General features: G+C 64.3%; 13 protein-coding genes and 6 tRNA genes. 2 read left to right on the forward strand and 17 right to left on the reverse strand.

Annotated features, from left to right (window positions below; all coding sequences use genetic code 11):
- Positions 1–13: 13 nt before the first annotated feature.
- Positions 14–802 (reverse strand): AraC family transcriptional regulator, encoded by a 789-nt coding sequence (locus PQU96_RS12270; protein WP_272772673.1) that lies wholly within the window; start codon positions 800–802, stop codon positions 14–16.
- Positions 803–897: 95 nt separating this feature from the next.
- On the opposite strand from PQU96_RS12270, the gene PQU96_RS12275 reads away from it, so the two are divergent.
- Entirely contained in the window at positions 898–1,797 is a 900-nt protein-coding gene (locus PQU96_RS12275; protein WP_272772674.1) for a DMT family transporter, read from the forward strand.
- A gap of 82 nt (positions 1,798–1,879) precedes the next feature.
- Here the strand turns inward: PQU96_RS12275 and PQU96_RS12280 are convergent.
- The 11 genes from PQU96_RS12280 to PQU96_RS12330 form a co-directional block, all read right to left on the reverse strand.
- A tRNA-Leu gene (locus PQU96_RS12280) sits at positions 1,880–1,964 on the reverse strand.
- 234 nt (positions 1,965–2,198) lie between these two features.
- A complete protein-coding gene (gene bcaP, locus PQU96_RS12285; RefSeq protein WP_272772675.1) occupies positions 2,199–3,596 on the reverse strand; it encodes a branched-chain amino acid transporter BcaP in 1,398 nt (465 codons plus the stop codon).
- Between the two features lie 750 nt (positions 3,597–4,346).
- The gene (locus PQU96_RS12290; RefSeq protein WP_272772676.1) at positions 4,347–4,991 is read right to left on the reverse strand and encodes a HugZ family pyridoxamine 5'-phosphate oxidase; all 645 of its coding nucleotides are present in this window, start codon (positions 4,989–4,991) and stop codon (positions 4,347–4,349) included.
- A gap of 146 nt (positions 4,992–5,137) precedes the next feature.
- Positions 5,138–5,211: transfer RNA gene (locus tag PQU96_RS12295), tRNA-Cys, on the reverse strand.
- 38 nt (positions 5,212–5,249) lie between these two features.
- Positions 5,250–5,325 (reverse strand) — tRNA-Gly (locus PQU96_RS12300).
- Positions 5,326–5,353: 28 nt separating this feature from the next.
- A tRNA-Gly gene (locus PQU96_RS12305) sits at positions 5,354–5,429 on the reverse strand.
- 36 nt (positions 5,430–5,465) lie between these two features.
- Positions 5,466–5,541, reverse strand: a tRNA-Gly gene (locus tag PQU96_RS12310).
- Positions 5,542–5,577: 36 nt separating this feature from the next.
- Positions 5,578–5,653: transfer RNA gene (locus PQU96_RS12315), tRNA-Gly, on the reverse strand.
- A 78-nt stretch (positions 5,654–5,731) separates the two neighbouring features.
- Positions 5,732–6,313, reverse strand: a complete 582-nt coding sequence (pgsA, locus tag PQU96_RS12320; protein ID WP_272772677.1) for a CDP-diacylglycerol--glycerol-3-phosphate 3-phosphatidyltransferase — start codon at positions 6,311–6,313, stop codon at positions 5,732–5,734.
- A gap of 17 nt (positions 6,314–6,330) precedes the next feature.
- Positions 6,331–8,139, reverse strand: a complete 1,809-nt coding sequence (gene uvrC / locus PQU96_RS12325; RefSeq protein WP_272772678.1) for an excinuclease ABC subunit UvrC — start codon at positions 8,137–8,139, stop codon at positions 6,331–6,333.
- On the reverse strand, positions 8,129–8,548 hold the full coding sequence (locus tag PQU96_RS12330) for a DUF4124 domain-containing protein (RefSeq protein WP_272772679.1): 420 nt from the start codon (positions 8,546–8,548) through the stop codon (positions 8,129–8,131). Before PQU96_RS12330 ends, uvrC begins: the two co-directional genes overlap by 11 nt.
- 172 nt (positions 8,549–8,720) lie before the next feature.
- On the opposite strand from PQU96_RS12330, the gene guaB reads away from it, so the two are divergent.
- On the forward strand, positions 8,721–10,184 hold the full coding sequence (gene guaB / locus PQU96_RS12335) for an IMP dehydrogenase (protein ID WP_272772680.1): 1,464 nt from the start codon (positions 8,721–8,723) through the stop codon (positions 10,182–10,184).
- A gap of 89 nt (positions 10,185–10,273) precedes the next feature.
- Here guaB and PQU96_RS12340 read toward each other — a convergent pair whose 3' ends face one another.
- The 5 genes from PQU96_RS12340 to lhpI form a co-directional block, all read right to left on the reverse strand.
- Positions 10,274–11,671, reverse strand: a complete 1,398-nt coding sequence (locus tag PQU96_RS12340) for an EAL and HDOD domain-containing protein (RefSeq protein WP_272772681.1) — start codon at positions 11,669–11,671, stop codon at positions 10,274–10,276.
- A gap of 60 nt (positions 11,672–11,731) precedes the next feature.
- Complete coding sequence (gene aroC / locus PQU96_RS12345; protein WP_272772682.1) at positions 11,732–12,832, reverse strand: chorismate synthase; 1,101 nt, start codon at positions 12,830–12,832, stop codon at positions 11,732–11,734.
- 254 nt (positions 12,833–13,086) lie between these two features.
- Positions 13,087–14,202, reverse strand: a complete 1,116-nt coding sequence (locus tag PQU96_RS12350; protein ID WP_272772683.1) for a branched-chain amino acid ABC transporter substrate-binding protein — start codon at positions 14,200–14,202, stop codon at positions 13,087–13,089.
- A 45-nt stretch (positions 14,203–14,247) separates the two neighbouring features.
- Positions 14,248–15,543: an NAD(P)/FAD-dependent oxidoreductase gene (locus tag PQU96_RS12355; RefSeq protein ID WP_272772684.1), complete on the reverse strand. Its 1,296-nt coding sequence runs from the start codon at positions 15,541–15,543 to the stop codon at positions 14,248–14,250.
- Between the two features lie 29 nt (positions 15,544–15,572).
- Entirely contained in the window at positions 15,573–16,481 is a 909-nt protein-coding gene (gene lhpI / locus PQU96_RS12360) for a bifunctional Delta(1)-pyrroline-2-carboxylate/Delta(1)-piperideine-2-carboxylate reductase (RefSeq protein WP_272772685.1), read from the reverse strand.
- Positions 16,482–16,640 lie beyond the last annotated feature (159 nt).

Raw genomic sequence — 16,640 nt, forward strand, 5'->3', positions numbered from 1 at the left:
CACCCGCGCCGCCTCAACCCTCGCCGCGCATCTGCCGCCGGTAGCGTTCCGGCGAAAAACCGACCTGCTTGCCGAACATGGCGATGAACGCCGACGGCGTGCCGTAGCCCAGCTGCGCCGCGATCTCCTGCACCGCCCAGCCCTCCTTCAGCCACGCCAGCGCCTGCAGCAGCCGTACGCGGTTGCGCCACTGCACGAAGCTCATCCCCAGTTGCTGCTGGAAGCGCCGCGCCAGCGTGCGCTCGGTGCTGTGCACCCGCTGCGCCCAGTGGCCCAGCGTGGTGTTGTCGCCCGGCGTGGCGCGGATGGCGGCCAGTATCGGCTGCAGCTGGCGGTCGCTGCTGTCCGGCAGGTAACTGTCGACGCTGCCGGCGCGCACCAGATGCTCGACCAGCAGCTCGGCCTGGCGCACGTCCCACGCGTCGCCCATCGCCGCCACCTCGCGCTGGCGGAAATCTTCCAGCAAGGCGCGCACCAGCGGCGTCTGCGCGATCAGGCAGGCGTGTGCCGGCAGGCGCGCGGCCAGCGCCGGGCTGACGTACACCGACAGGTAGTCCATCGCCTGCCGCACGTGCGCCGCGTGCGGCATCTCGGCCGGCACCCACACCAGGTAGTCGGCCGGCGCGATCAGCCGCCTGTCGTCCAGCACCAGTTCCAGCAGGCCGAGGCTGATGCGGTTGATCTGGCCCCACGGGTGGCGGTGTGGCTCGAAATCGGTATTGGCCATGAACTGCTCGTAGCGGAAGTACAGCGGCACCGGCGGCGGCAGCTGCAGATCGATGGCGGAGTAAGGCGGCAGCATGTTGTCGGATTCGGCGCATGAGTTTGTCTGTTTTGCATTATAAGCAACAAAACAGACAGGCTTACACTGGCGCCATCTTCTGCAGGAGCGTTGTCATGGCCGTACTGTTTCCCCTGCTGGCGGTGCTGATCTGGGCCGCCAACACCGTTGTTTCCAAGGCTGCCGCCGGCGTGTTCGATCCGGCCGCCATTTCCTTCTACCGCTGGCTGGTCGCCGCCGTGGTGCTGACGCCGCTGCTGGCGCGGCCGCTGTGGCGTCGCCGCGCCGAGCTGCGCCCGCACCTGCCGCACCTCGCCGTGCTGTCGCTGTTGGGCATGGTGATGTACCAGTGTCTGGCCTACTACGCCGCGCACAGCACCACCGCCACCAATATGGGCGTGATCTGCGCGCTGATCCCGCTGCTGGGGCTGCTGCTGAACGGCGTGGTGTTCCGCCAGCGCATCGCGCCGGCGGCCATGCTGGGCGTGGCGCTCTCGCTGGCCGGCGTGCTGTACCTGCTCGGCCACGGCGATCCGGCCAGCCTGCTGGCCGGCGGCATCAACCGCGGCGACGCGCTGATGCTGATCGGCTCGGCGTCGTACGCGCTGTACGGCATCCTCTACAAGCGCTGGGCGCCGCCGTTCGGGCAGTGGCTGAACCTGTACACCCAGGTGCTGCTGGCGGTGGCGATGCTGACGCCGCTGGCCGCCAGCGCCGACAGCCTGGCCATCCCCGCCGCCGGCATTCCGCTGGTGCTGTTCGCCGGCATCGCCTCCTCCATCCTCGCCGCCTACTTCTGGATGCGCGGCCTGCAGCAGCTGGGCAGCGAACGCACCGCCATCTTCATGAACCTGCTGCCGCTGTTTACCGCGCTCATCGCCAGCCTGCTGCTTGGCGAAACCATCCACGCCTACCACTGGCTGGGCGGCGGCCTGATCCTGCTCGGCGTCAGCCTGACCCAGGGCGCCCTCGCCCCGCTGTCGCGGCGCTGGCGGCCGGCGGCGCAGTCCACGTAAGTAAGTCTGGACAACAAAAAACCCGCAAAGCCTTGTCGCTCGCGGGTTTCTGTTCTGTCTTGGACTTCCTTGGAAGTCGGTGTGGTGCCCCGGGCCGGGGTCGAACCGGCACAGCCGAAGCCGAGGGATTTTAAGTCCCTTGTGTCTACCAATTTCACCACCGGGGCACAGACAGGGCGCTGATTCTAGCGCATAAGCGCTGCCGGCGGCAATCCGGCGTCCAGGGCCGGCTCCTTGCACGGCACGCCATCATGGCAATGACGCACCCGGTCGGCGCTGCTCGGGCAATGCGCCGCTGCCCCCATCATGGCGGCGCCCTGCCCCGCCCGTATCACCACGCGGCACAAAAACCATGCGGCCAACCTTGAAGTCAAGGTTGGCCGCATATGCTTACTGGCGGATCAGTGCGGCTTGTGCAGCAGCGAATTGCGGCGCGAGTAGCCGAAGTACACGACGAGGCCGATCAGCAGCCAGCCGACAAAGAACGCCCAGGTCAGCGCCGACAGCTGCGTCATCAGGAACACACAGAACAGGATCGCCAGCGCCGGCACATACGGCACCGCTGGGCAGTAGAACTTGCGCGGCAGGTCCGGCTCGCGCTTGCGCAGCACGATGACCGCCAGCGCGATCAGCGAGAACGCGGCCAGGGTGCCGATGTTGACCAGCTCCGCCAGCGTGTGCAGCGGCACGAAGCCGGCGATCAGCGCGATCACGGTGCCGACCATCCACGTCGCCTTGTACGGGGTGCCGTATTTCGGATTGATGTCGGAGAACACCTTGGGCAGCAGGCCGTCGCGCGACATTGCCAGCAGGATGCGGGTCTGGCCGTAGGTCATCACCAGGATCACCGTCATCATGCCAAGGATGGCGCCCAGGTCGACAAAGCCGGCAAACCAGTCCAGCTTCGCCACCTGCAGCGCCAGCGACACCGGATGGTCGATGCCGGCAAACTGCGCGTACGGCACGATGCCGGTCATGATCGCGGACACGATCACGTACAGCAGCGAGCAGATCGCCAGCGACCAGATCACCCCGCGCGGAATGTCGCGCGCCGGGTCCTTCACCTCTTCCGCCGCGCAGGTCACCGCATCGAAGCCGAGGAAGCTGAAGAACACGATGGCGGCGCCGTGGAACACGCCGTCAAAACCGTACGGCAGCGCCGGCGACCAGTTCACCGGCTTCACGTGCCACACGCCGATGGCGATGAACAGCACCACCACCGCCACCTTGATCAGCACCACGATATTGTTGACGCGCTTGGACTCCTTGATACCGAACGCCAGCAGGCCGGTGATGATCATCGCGATGCAGAACGCCGGCAGGTTGAACAGGGTGTCCTTGCCCGGCACCGCGCCGGCGGCCGCGGTCAGCGCCTGTGGCAGCGTGATGCCGAAGCCGGCCAAGAGGCTCTGGAAGTAGCCGGACCAGCCCACCGACACCGCCGACGACGCCAGCAGGTATTCCAGCATCAGGTCCCAGCCGATGATCCACGCCACCAGCTCGCCCAGCGTGGCGTAGGCGTAGGTATAGGTGGAGCCGGAAATCGGCAGCATCGCGGCGAACTCCGCGTAGCACAGCGCGGCAAAACCGCAGGCCAGCGCGCCGATCACGAACGACAGTACCAGCCCCGGCCCGGCCACGGTGGCACCGGTGCCGGTCAGCACGAAAATCCCGGTGCCGATAATGGCACCAATCCCCAGCATGGTCAGGTCGAATGCCGACAGTTCCTTGCGCAGCCCTTGTGAGGTCTGCGCGAACGCCAGCATGCCCTGCACGCTTTTCTTGCGCATCAAGCCCATGTATTTCTTGTCCCTAATGTTGGCCGCAGCGGCTGCCTGTTGTTGTTCAAGGCGGCAAACCGGCAGGCGGCAGATCGTCTGATTTGTCCAGGGTTTGCCAGCGGTGCTGTCGCCTGCTGTCGCAGCGGACGCCGTACCGTGACAAACAAGGGGCGGGATGGTACCGCAAGCACTACAGCCGGCAAATAGTCCACTTGGCCGCGGCCTTTACCCATTTGGCACCACGCCACAGGCCCCCGCTGCAAAAAACACCGGTGATGGCTCGTTTCGGCAAACAATGTTGCGCAAGGCAGCCGATGGCCGCCACAAACCCGACAGGAAACACCATGAGCATGCGCCACCCATATCGCAGAATATTGCATACAATCGATCATTAAAAATGTCACGATTGGCGTAATCGCCACAGCCGCAGCCCCGGAATAGCGCACCGCCGCGGGGATTGCCCGGCGTCCATGCCGCGACGTGTCACTCCGCGAGCACGACAGCGGGGAGCGGCACGCCATCCGCCACACCAGAACACGGCAAGGTTGGCCGCAACAGCAAGGGATAGGCGGTGCCTTCGGCGCCGGTCACGACAGGGCCAGAGAGAAAGAAAGGAAGTGAAGAGGCGCCGGCCGCAATAGCGCTAGCGCTTGCCTGCCGCCCTGCAGCGACACGCCGCCGCGGCGAGCGGGGCCGTGCCAACCGGTATCGGTAATCACCGCAGGCACCCCGGAGAAGGCGCCTGCAAGTCAGTGGATAGACGGTGTCCTAATCGACTGCGGCCAACCTCGCCTGCGCGGCCGCCAGCAAGCCGGCCTCATCCACCGGCGCGGCGAAGTCCAGGCGCTGGCGCACGCCATCGCGCAGCACGTCCAGGCCGCAGACATCCAGCCCCAGCAGCTGCCACGCCGCATCGGCCGGCTGCAGTGCTGCCAGCAGCGCCTGCTCCTGCGCTGCCGCCAGTTGCGGCAACGCCGCCCAGTCGCTGGCGTCGATCCAGCCCATGTGGCCGAAACCGCCGATAAAGCGCAGGCGCCTGGGCTGCAGGCAGAAGAAATGGAAATCGCCCAGCGCCAGGTAGTCGGCGAACGCCGGGCAATAGCGCAGCAGCCGCGCCAGGGTGTCGGCATCCGGCGACATCGCCTGCAGATCGCCCACCAGCGTCATGCGCTCGCCTTGCAGCACGTCGGCACCACCCTGCTGCAACAGCACGCTGACGCGGCCGTCGGCGCGCACATTGCGGCAATGCTCGGCCAGCTCGCTCATCAGCAGCCACGGCCGGTGCGCCGCATCCAGCGCGAACGGCAAGACGGTGACAAAGGGGTAGCCCGGCAGCGCCTGCGACTGCGTCGCCAGCGCCAGGGAGCTGCAGCGGTGCAGCAGGGACAGGCAATCGGAAACGGGAATGTTCATGGCAAAGGTTGGCCGCAACAGGGAGATGCGACAAGCTTAGGCAACATCGCCGCACACGGCAATCGGCGCCGGCAGGCCGCCGTATCGCAACCGGCAAGGCGGACAAAACAAAACCCCCAGCAAACCGTGTTTGCTGGGGGTCTGTCTGGAGGCGCGATCCAGAGTCGAACTGGACTGACCGGATTTGCAATCCGGGGCATAACCGCTTTGCTATCGCGCCGTAAGCCTGTGACACGTGATGCACGTATCAACCGAATCTGGAGCGGGAAACGAGGCTCGAACTCGCGACCTCAACCTTGGCAAGGTTGCGCTCTACCAACTGAGCTATTCCCGCAGGGGTACTGCTAATGCCGTAAATTGTATGGAGCGGGAAACGAGGCTCGAACTCGCGACCTCAACCTTGGCAAGGTTGCGCTCTACCAACTGAGCTATTCCCGCGTCGCATGGTGCTGCTGTACTACTGGTAAAACCGTATGGAGCGGGAAACGAGGCTCGAACTCGCGACCTCAACCTTGGCAAGGTTGCGCTCTACCAACTGAGCTATTCCCGCGTCGCATGATACTGCTGTACATCTGTAAAACCGGTGTGGAGCGGGAAACGAGGCTCGAACTCGCGACCTCAACCTTGGCAAGGTTGCGCTCTACCAACTGAGCTATTCCCGCATCACTTCTCGTCGTCGCTGTGTTACTGCGTTGTCGAGAGCTGCGAATTATAGAGATTCAAAAAAAATTGTCAAGCACTCACACCTCGATTTTTTTACCGGAAAACTGCTTCGCCGCCATCTTCAGGTAATAAACCATTGACCATAAAGTCAAAATAATGGCGATGACCATGAAAATATTTCCGAGAATCAGGGTATCGATGGCCGGCAAAATCGGGCCGGCGTACAGCAGCAGCAGGATGGCGATCATCTGCGCCGCCGTTTTCAGCTTGCCGATATAGGCCACCGCCACGCTGCCACGGCTGCCCTGCGCCGCCATCCACTCGCGCAATGCCGAAATGGTGATCTCGCGACCGATGATGATCATCGCCATCCAGCCCTCGGTGCGTCCCAGCTCCACCAGCAGGATCAGCGCCGCCGCCACGATCAGCTTGTCAGCCACCGGATCCAGAAAGGCACCGAACGCCGAAGTCTGCCCCAGGCGGCGTGCCAGGTAGCCGTCCAGCCAGTCGGTCGCCGCGGCCAGCGCAAAGATGAAGGCGCCGAGGCTATTGCGATGGTGGGACAACAGCACGCTGTCGGGGAGAAAGAACACGGCCACGCAGACGGGGATCAGGGCGACGCGCAGCCAGGTCAGGAAAATCGGCAGGTTGAAGGGCATTATCCGGTTGTCTTTATTCAGTGCAGGGCTTGGTAAATTTTTTCTGCCAGCGCGCGGCTGATGCCGTCTACTTGCGCCAGATCGTCGATGCTTGCCGCCACCACGCCGCGCAGGCCGCCGAAGCGGGTCAGCAGCCGCTGGCGCCGCGTCGGCCCGACACCGGCGATGTCTTCCAGCGTCGAACTGGTGCGCGCCTTGGCGCGGCGCGCGCGGTGGCCGGTGATGGCGAAGCGGTGCGCCTCGTCGCGCACGGTCTGGATCAGGTGCAGCGCGGCGTGATCGCGCGGCAATTGTAGCGTCTTTTGCAAATGGGGAACGATCAACGTTTCCAGCCCCGGCTTGCGGCTTTCACCCTTGGCGACGCCGACGATGGGCACGTCGACGCCGACCTCGGCCAGCACCTCCAGCGCGACACCGACCTGGCCCTTGCCGCCGTCGATCAGCAGCACGTCGGGCAGCTTGCCCTCGCCGGCCGCCAGCTTGCTGTAGCGGCGGGTCAGCGCCTCGCGCATGGCGCCGTAGTCGTCCCCGGCGGCGGCGGTCTCGATATTGAAGCGGCGGTATTCCGACGGCTGCATGCCGCCACGGTCGTACACCACGCACGATGCCACGGTGGCCTCGCCCATGGTGTGGCTGATGTCGAAGCACTCCAACCGCGCCACCTCCTCCACTTCCATCAGCTGCGCCAGTGCCGCGAGGCGGGCGTTCTGGCTGGCGGCGCTGGCCAGACGCTGGCTGATCGCCAGCTGCGCGTTCTTCTGCGCCATTTCCAGCCACACGCGGCGCTCGCCGATCGGGTTGCCAATGAACTGCAGCCGCTTCTGCGCCTGTTCGATCAGCAGCTGCTGCAGCTCCGGCGCCACCGTCTCGTTGTGGATGATGGCCGCCGGCAGCGGCGCGCCGAGGTAGTGCTGGGCGAGGAAGGCCTCAAGGTTGGCCGCAAGGCTGTCGGCGGCGTTGAGGGGGAACAGGCTCTTGTCGCCAAGATGGCGCCCGCCGCGGATCATCACCAGGTTGACGCACACCACGCCGCCTTCGCTGGCGATGGCGATCACGTCGGCATCGAGCTGGCTGGTATTGCTGGAGATGAACTGTTTCTCCTGCACCCGCGCCAGCGCCTGGATCTGGTCGCGCAACTCGGCCGCCTGCTCGAATTGCAGCGCTTCCGATGCGGCCAACATGCGCGCGGTGAGCAGGTCGATCAGCTCATTGTGCTTGCCCTGCAAAAAGGTGACCGCACTCTGCACGTCGGCGCGGTAGGCCTCGCTGTCGATCTCGCCGGTACACGGCGCCGAGCAGCGCTTGATCTGGAACAGCAGACAGGGGCGCGAGCGGTTGGCGAACACGCTGTCCTCGCAGGTGCGCAGGCGGAACACCTTCTGCAGCACCTGGATGCTCTCGCGCACCGCGTAGCCGTTGGGATAGGGACCGAAGTACTGGTGCGGCTTTTTCGGCTCACCCCGGAAATAGGCCAGCTGCGGGAAAGCGTGCCCGGACACCATCAGATAGGGATAGGACTTGTCGTCGCGGAACAGGATGTTGTACTTGGGGGCCAGCGCCTTGATCAGATTGTTTTCCAGAATCAGCGCTTCCGCCTCACTGCGCACCACGGTGGTGTCGATGGCGGCGATCTGGCGCACCATCAGCTGGATGCGCGGACTGTGGTCGGTTTTCTGGAAATAGGAGCTGACGCGTTTCTTCAGGTCGATGGCCTTGCCGACATACAACACATTGCCGTCGGCATCGAGCATGCGGTACACCCCCGGCAGGCTCGGCAGGTTGGCCAGAAAGGCCTTGGCATCGAAGGCGGCGCGATCAGTTGCCACACCAGGTCCTGACATGATCGCGCGCCGCGGAGATGGCGGCGCTCAGCGTCGCCTCCGACTGCGGCGCGGCCTTGGTGGTGGCATTCGGCTGGCGCAGGCTTTCCAGCTTGGCCAGGTGGCTACGCGCGGTGCTGCAGTTTTCCTGCTTGATCTTGCGGTTGTGCTCGTCGATGCGCTCGTTGAGCTGCTTCACCTGCTGCGGGATATCGCCATTGACCGCCGGCGCCGAAGCCGGCGCAGCCACTGCGGCCTGCTGCGGGCGCAGCTTCACGGTTTCCGACTTCCGCCCTTGCGGTGGCGGCTGGTCGGAAAACACGGTGCGGCCGTTGCCGTCCACCCAGCGGTAGACCTGCGCCTGCGCCGCCGTCGCCAGCAGCACCCCCAGAAACACCCCGTAAACAGCCTTCATCGTCTCTCGCCTTCCGCCTTACCGTGAACCGCCATTCTAGCGTGCGCCGGCACGGGCAGACAGCCTTGTTGCGAGCACACCCGCCCACCGGCAGGCACGCCATTCGCCACTGTCTTTTGCACTGCGTGCGCGGGATCGGTATAATGCGTTTTTGCCGCTAAAGGAAAGCAAGATGCGCATCATCGAGAAGGCCTACACTTTCGACGACGTTCTCCTCGTGCCGGCCCACTCCGCCGTTCTGCCACGTGACGTTGCCCTGTCCACCCGCCTCACCCGTAACATCAGCCTGAATCTGCCCCTGGTCTCCGCTGCAATGGATACCGTCACCGAATCGCGTCTGGCGATTGCGATGGCCCAGGAAGGCGGCATCGGCATCATTCACAAGAACATGACCGCCGAGCAGCAAGCGCTGGAAGTGTCCAAGGTGAAGCGTTACGAAAGCGGCGTGGTCAAGGACCCGATCACCATCGCCCCGGACATGCTGGTACGCGACCTGGTGTTGCTGACCCGTCAGCACAAGATTTCCGGTCTGCCCGTGGTTCAGGATGGCAAGGTAGTGGGTATCGTCACCAACCGTGACCTGCGTTTCGAGACCCGTCTCGACCAGCCGGTGGCCTCCATCATGACCCCGCGCGAGCGTCTGGTGACGGTGAAGGAAGGCGGCAGCATCGATGAAGCGCGCGAGCTGATGCACAAGCATCGCCTGGAACGCGTACTGGTGATCAACGACGCCTTCGAGCTGAAGGGTCTGATCACCGTCAAGGACATCATCAAGACCAGCGAACACCCGAACGCCAACAAGGACAACCAGGGTCGCCTGCGTGTCGGCGCGGCAGTCGGTACCGGTGGCGACACCGCCGACCGCGTGGCTGCACTGGTAGCCGCCGGCGTGGACGTGATCGTGGTCGATACCGCCCACGGCCACAGCCAGGGCGTACTGGACCGCGTGAAGTGGGTGAAAGACACCTTCCCGCAGGTGGACGTGATCGGTGGCAACATCGCCACTGCCGACGCCGCCCGCGCACTGGTGGCTGCCGGCGCCGACGGCGTGAAAGTGGGCATCGGCCCAGGCTCGATCTGCACCACCCGTATCGTGGCCGGTGTCGGCGTACCGCAACTGACCGCCATCCACAACGTGTCCGAAGCACTGAAAGGCACCGGCGTACCGATGATCGCCGACGGCGGCATCCGCTTCTCCGGTGACATCTCCAAGGCGCTGGCCGCCGGCGGCAACTGCGTGATGCTGGGCGGCATGTTCGCCGGCACCGAAGAAGCCCCGGGCGAAGTCGAGCTGTACCAGGGCCGTTCCTACAAGTCCTACCGTGGCATGGGCAGCCTGGGCGCGATGAGCCAGGGTTCCGCCGACCGCTACTTCCAGGACGGCAACGCCAACGCCGACAAGTTCGTGCCGGAAGGCATCGAAGGCCGTGTCGCCTACAAGGGCCCGATCGCCCAGGTCATCCACCAGCTGGTAGGCGGTCTGCGCTCCTCGATGGGCTACCTGGGTTGCAAGACCATCGACGAAATGCACGAAAAAGCCGGCTTCGTGGAGATCACCTCCGCCGGTATGCGCGAATCCCACGTGCACGACGTGCAGATCACCAAGGAAGCACCGAACTACCACGTCGGCGGCTAAGCCTCCAACGTTGGCCGCAAAAAACCCCCTGTTGCGAAACAGGGGTTTTTTTTGTCGTCTGCCGGCAGCCGCTGGCGCCGGCAGCTACCTTACTCCGACTGCTGCAGGATTTCCTGCGCCCACACCATGGCGTCGATGTGGGCCTTGTTGACGTCGTCCGATGCCAGTTTCAGTACGCCGGCCAGCGACACGATGCGGTCGGCGTTATCCTGCTCCGCGGAAATGGCCAGCGCCAGATACGGCGCGAACATGCCGCGCTGGTTGAGCAGCGCATCGGCTACCGGCGGCGGCAGATCCAGCGGTGCCAGCGCACTGGCCATCTCGACGTGCATCAGCGCGTCCAGCAGCGAGAACATGCCGGTCAGGAACAGGTGCTCGCACTCCAGGCGGTTGTTGCCGCCAAGCTTGCCCAGGCTTTCCATGAAACGGGCACGGAACAGCGAGCGCTCCAACAGCGCCACCGAACGGCCGTCGTCCTTGCGCGAGGTGAACAGCAGCAGCGTCAGCCACTTGAACAGCGATTCGCGCCCCAGCAGCAGCAGCGACTCCTCGATCGACATCACCTTGCGCGACAGGCCGTTGGCCGGCGAGTTGATGAAACGCAACAGCTTGAACAGCAGCACCGAATCCAGCTTGAACTGGGCGTCGATCTCCGGCGTTTCCGCACCGGCGCGCAACAGGCGCATGATTTCCAGTACCCGCATCTGGCTGGCATCGGCCTTGCCGGCAGACTGCGAGCGCACCGCGGTCAGGAACGCGCCCTGGAACAGCACGAAGCGCTTGGCGGCGCCCGGTGTCTTGACGCAGACATCGAAATCCTCGCTGGAGCCGATATTGCGCGCATACCAGCGCGCGGCAGGATAACGCGCCAGCATCTGGTCCATGAACGGCGCCAGCACCTCGTCGGCGGCGCCGCTGAAGTCGAGGATCAGCAGATCGATGCGCGAGAACAGCTCGTCCTGCAGCGCCTCCGGCAGCACGCGGCGGTCGAACAGCGACGGCTCCAGCGCGAAACGGCGACCCTGCGCGCGGTGCTGGTCGATCAGCGCAATGGTGGTATTGCTGACCGGTTCGTCGATCGCCGGATTGAGCACGAAATAGACACTGTCGTTGGGGAAGCTTGCCAGCGACTCGTCCTGCAGCGACAAGGTCGACACGTGCACCAGCGCACGGCGCGAATTCAGCAGGCGGAACACGTCCATATTGACCAGGGTGCTGATCATCAGGCGGTCGAACTGCAGCCACTGCCCGGCCGATGACTCGCGGCGCTTGACAGTGTCGCGCACCATGAATTCGTAGGCCACCACCCGCTGCTGCAGGTCATGCAGCGGCTGGTGGGTAACAAAACCCAGCGTATGCGGCAACACGATATTGTCGCCACTCGCGGCGGCCGGCGTGCTGGTGGCGGCGGTCTTTACCTCGCGGCTTTCCTTGACCTCTTGCGCTTGCCCCTTGCCGGTCAAGCTGCCAAACAGACTTTTGAACATGGCAAACCCTATTGAGTACAAACGAAGGGCAGCCTGACGCTGCCCCGCATGGAATGATGTTTAGCCGATGCGGCCGGGAATGCGCGGAGTATCGACCCGCACATCGCCGCACTGCGCACGGTGGCGCAGCGCATGGTCGATCAGCACCAGTGCCAGCATCGCCTCGGCGATCGGTGTGGCGCGGATGCCGACGCAAGGGTCGTGGCGGCCGTGGGTCTCGACCATGATCGGCTCGCCGGCCTTGTTGATGGAGCGGCGTGGCTGCGCGATCGACGACGTCGGCTTGATGGCAATCGACACGTCGATCTGCTGGCCGGTGGAGATGCCGCCGAGGATGCCGCCGGCGTGATTGCTGGCAAAGCCTTCCGGCGTCAGCTCGTCACCGTGCTCGCTACCGCGCTGGGTGACGCAGCCGAAGCCGGCGCCAATCTCGACGCCCTTCACCGCGTTGATATTCATCATCGCGTAGGCGATGTCGGCATCCAGACGGTCGTACACCGGCTCGCCCCAGCCCACCGGCACGTTGTCGGCCACCACGCGCAGGCGCGCGCCGACCGAATCCAGGCTCTTGCGGATGCTGTCCATGTACGCTTCCAGCTCGTCCACCTTGCTGGCGTCGGCGGCGAAGAACGGGTTGTTGCCGACCTCGTCCCAGCTGCGGAACGGGATGGCGATGTCGCCGATCTGCGTCATGTGACCGCGGATCACGATGCCGTATTGTTCGTGCAGCCACTTCTTGGCGATGGCGCCGGCGGCAACGCGCACCGCGGTCTCGCGCGCCGAGGAACGGCCGCCACCGCGCGGGTCGCGGATGCCGTACTTGTGCCAGTAGGTGTAGTCGGCGTGGCCGGGGCGGAAGGTGTCGGCGATATTGCCGTAGTCCTTGCTGCGCTGGTCGGTGTTGCGGATCAACAGCGCAATCGGCGTACCGGTGGTCTTGCCCTCGTACACGCCGGAGAGGATCTCGACGGTATCCGGCTCGCGGCGCTGGGTGACGTGGCGGCTGGTGCCGGGCTTGCGGCGGTCCAGCTCGGCCTGGATGTCGGCTTCGGACAGGGTCATGCCCGGAGGGCAACCGTCAACAATGCAGCCGATTCCCGGCCCGTGGCTTTCGCCGAATGAAGTAACAGTAAACAGCAGGCCCATGCTATTGCCAGACATCGCTTTATCCCTTGCCTATTTTTTGGTGATCGCCGCCGATTCTAGCACGGACCGGCAACGCTGCCGGCGCTTGCGCAGCGTCACAATTCACCAAACGGCACGGCCGGCGGGGATGCGCCACCGGCTAAAACAGTGTCATCGGCGTGCCTGCGACACGCGTGCGCCGGCCGGTAGCATGGCGGCCAACGTTGGCCGCAAAAAAAGCCCCGTCCTTGAACGGGGCTAAAACTGACCATCAGGAGGAAGGGGGTCGTTCAATAAGTCACTTTGATGGGAGCCCACTTTGCCTGCTTGACCTGATACACCGTGATCGGCGCTTTCACCAGGTCGCCCTTGGCATCGAAGCGGTAGGTCGCATTCACGCCTTCGTAGGTCATTTTCTTGAGTGCGGCTTTGACTTTCACCGGATCGATCGTATTCGCTTGCTGCATGGCGGTTGCCGCCAGCATCACCGCATCATAGTGCTGCGGACCATACGACAGCGGCAGCTTGCCGTACTTCTGCTGGTAGCGCTTCATGAACTCGACACCTTGCGGACGGCTTTCCAGCACGTTACCGGCCACCGCGGCCATGAAGCCTTCGCCATTCCTGCCCGACAACTTGATGAAGGTATCCGTCTGGATCATGTCGCCACTGAGTACCTTGGTAGACAGTCCGAGTTGCTTCATTTGCAAGGCAAACGGGGCCGCCTGGCTGTCGGAAACGGCGACAAAGACCAGATCCGGCTTCGCAGCCTTGATGGCGGTCACAATCGGACTGAGGTTGTTCTGGCCGGGCGTGGTGTATTCACGACGCACCACCTGCCCGCCCAAGCGCTTGATTTCGGCGTCAAACTTGTCCGCCAGGCCCTGGCTGTAAGCGGTGCGGTCGTCCACGATGGCGATACGCCTGGTTTTCAGCTCATTGAGTGCGTATTGCGCGATAGCCGGCCCCATCCGGGTATCGATCGCACTCAGGCGGAAAGCGTTGTCATAGCCCAGGCTGGTGTACGTGGCATTCACCGCCACCGAGAATTGCGGCACGCCGGCCTGATTGATGATGCGGGACGCCGGAATGGTGGTGCCGGAGACGAACGGGCCCACCACTGCATTGACGCCATCATCGATGAGGCGCTGCGCAGCCAGGGTGGATTGTTTCGGATCTTCCTGGTCGTCCTGCGAAACCAGCGTGAACTGCACCGCTTTGCCATTGATCTTGATCCCCTTGCTGTTCAGGGTCTCGATCGCCAGCTGGGCACAGTTTTGATTGTCCTTGCCCCAGTGGGCGTCGGGGCCGGTCAACGGGCCGATAAAGCCGATCTTGACGACATCGGCCGCATTGGCACCGCCAGCGGCAAGGGCGAGTAAAGTCCACAGCAAAGTACGTTTCATGATGAGTGTCCTGACAAAGGGAATTGAACGGGGCATAGCAACGACTTAACTTCTTATTTCCAGCTGTGGGACGCGCTGGCCGTCTTGTGTATCCGGTGAGTCGTAGCGGTCCGGCCACAAGTGGCGGGGAATGTCGGCCAGACCCAGAAAGTGGTCATGCAGCAAGCGCGCGGTGGTCGCCGCCAGGGTCAGCCCGAGGTGGCCGTGGCCGCAGGCGAAGTACAGGCCGTCGACACGAGTGGATGGCCCGATGACCGGCACCGTCTCCGGGACAGAGGGACGATTGCCCATCCACGCCGTCATGTTTGTCGTATCGAGCGGACCGAGCATGTCCTGCGCCTTGTCCAGCAGCAGGTGTGCCCGCCGGTAGTCCGGCGTGGCATCCCGATGCGCCAGTTCGACCGTGCCGGCCAGACGGATGCCGCCGTTTGCCATCGGCAGCACGACAAAGCTGCCCGGCACGTTGAGCAGGTAGCGTTGCAGCGGCATACCGGCTTCCGGCAGCGTCAGGTGATAGCCGCGCTCACTCTCCAGCGGCAGGCTGAAATCCGCCTGCCGCGCGAAGCGATCACTCCAGACCCCTGCGGTAATCAGCACTTTCCCGGCCCGCCGTTGCTCGCCGTTGGCCAGTGTCACGCCGCGGACGGCCTGCTGTTCCTTGAGCAGCCCGGTCACTTCCTGCTGCAAATACTGCCCGCCCTCGCGGATAAACTGTTCGAACAGCCCCAGCGTGAACAGGTAGGGGTCATCGACGTGCGACCACTCCGGAATCGACACCGCATTGCGCCACGGCGCCAGCAAGGCGGGCTCGGCCTGCCGTGTGGCCTCGCCGTCCAGTGCCTGCCACTTGACGCCATGCTCCCCCCGATGCTGCCAGCGAGGCAGGTCCGCCGTTAACGCGGCCTCCGAGGCATAGACAGCCAGGGCACCGTGACGGCGCCACATCCCGTCCAGCCCGCTGCGGGCGATGAGTGGCGCAAAATCCTCATTCACACTGCCCAGCAGCGCCGACAGTTGCCGGGTCAACTGCTGAACCTGCCCCTGCCGGCTGGCCCAGGCAAACCGCAGCAGCCAGGGCGCGAGTGAAGGCAGATAACGCCAGCGAACGGCCAGCGGCCCCAGCGGGTCGGCCAGCCAGGACGGCAACTTCCGCCAGATCCCCGGCTCGGCCAGTGGCACCACCTCGCTGACGGCAAACGCACCGGCATTTCCCGACGAGGTGCCGGCGGCCGGCTCGGCCTTATCCACCAGCAACACAGCCAGGCCGGCAGCACGCAATTTCAATGCGGTGGTGATACCGACCACACCGGCACCGACCACAATGACGTCCGGAACTGACATTTCTGCTCCTCTCCTGGCTGAATGCGCCATCAACGCAGACTGTTCAGGGCACAGCGCGCCGCGGCCAGATCCCACGCCGCGGTACCGACACTCTTGAACAGCCTGGGGCGCGCCGGGTCGATCACGCCGTTGACGGCATCGGCCAGCGAGGCGACGTTTTCCCAGTCGATCCCGGCCTGGATCAGGTCGCCGGCTTCGTGGCGGGCACCGATCGGATCATCGATAAAGATCTGGCTGCCATGAATGGGCAGCGGCGCGTATTCGGCCATGTCCGGGCGGAAGGCACCGACACCGATCAGCAGCCGCTCCGGACGAGCCGCCTGGTGGTAAACCGGCTGCAGGCTGGTGGTCAGGGTGATGACCACGGTCACGTCCTCGGCAACCTCGCCGCTGGCAGGCACGCACACCAGCGGCAGATGCCGGTGCGCTTGCGCAAACAGCGCCGCCTCTTCCGCGTTGCGGCCATGGATGTCGACCCGGCAACCGGGGTACAGCGCGGCGATGGCCTCAAGGTGAGCGGCCGCCTGCCGGCCGCAGCCGATGATGGCGATGCGTGCAACCGGCTGGCCGGCAAGCGTCCGCATCGCCAGCAGCGATACCGCGGCGGTGCGGTGCGCCGTGACGGTCGGACCATCCAGCAACAGCAGGGGCCGGCCACTTTCGCCGTCGTAGACACTGACGACGCCATGGATGGTCGGCAGGTTCTTGCTGCCGTTGCCGGGACAAACATTGACCAGCTTGTGCATGCCGATATCGGCACCGGTCGCCGGCATCGACAGCAGGACGCCGCCCTGTTGCAACGGCAGCACCTGCCGCTCCGGGCTGACAATCCGGCCCGCCATATAGTCAATCGATGCGGCGGCAATGGCATCGCACAGTGCGTCATACGGTAAGAGTTCGGCCGTTTGCTGCGGCGACAGCATCGTCAGGGCATTCATGCTTTCCAGATCCTTTAATTGGCCAGATAGTTGTCCAAAACAACGGATTGGCAACCTGTCTGTCGATAAATCGGGCTAAAATTGGTAAATGTCTCATACCAAAAATTTCAATCTGGTTGAAAAATTACCAATAATGGCGTGACACCACAAGAGAAAACG

Origin of the sequence: Vogesella margarita (assembly GCF_028548475.1) — a bacterium.
Taxonomy (GTDB): Bacteria; Pseudomonadota; Gammaproteobacteria; order Burkholderiales; family Chromobacteriaceae; genus Vogesella; species Vogesella margarita.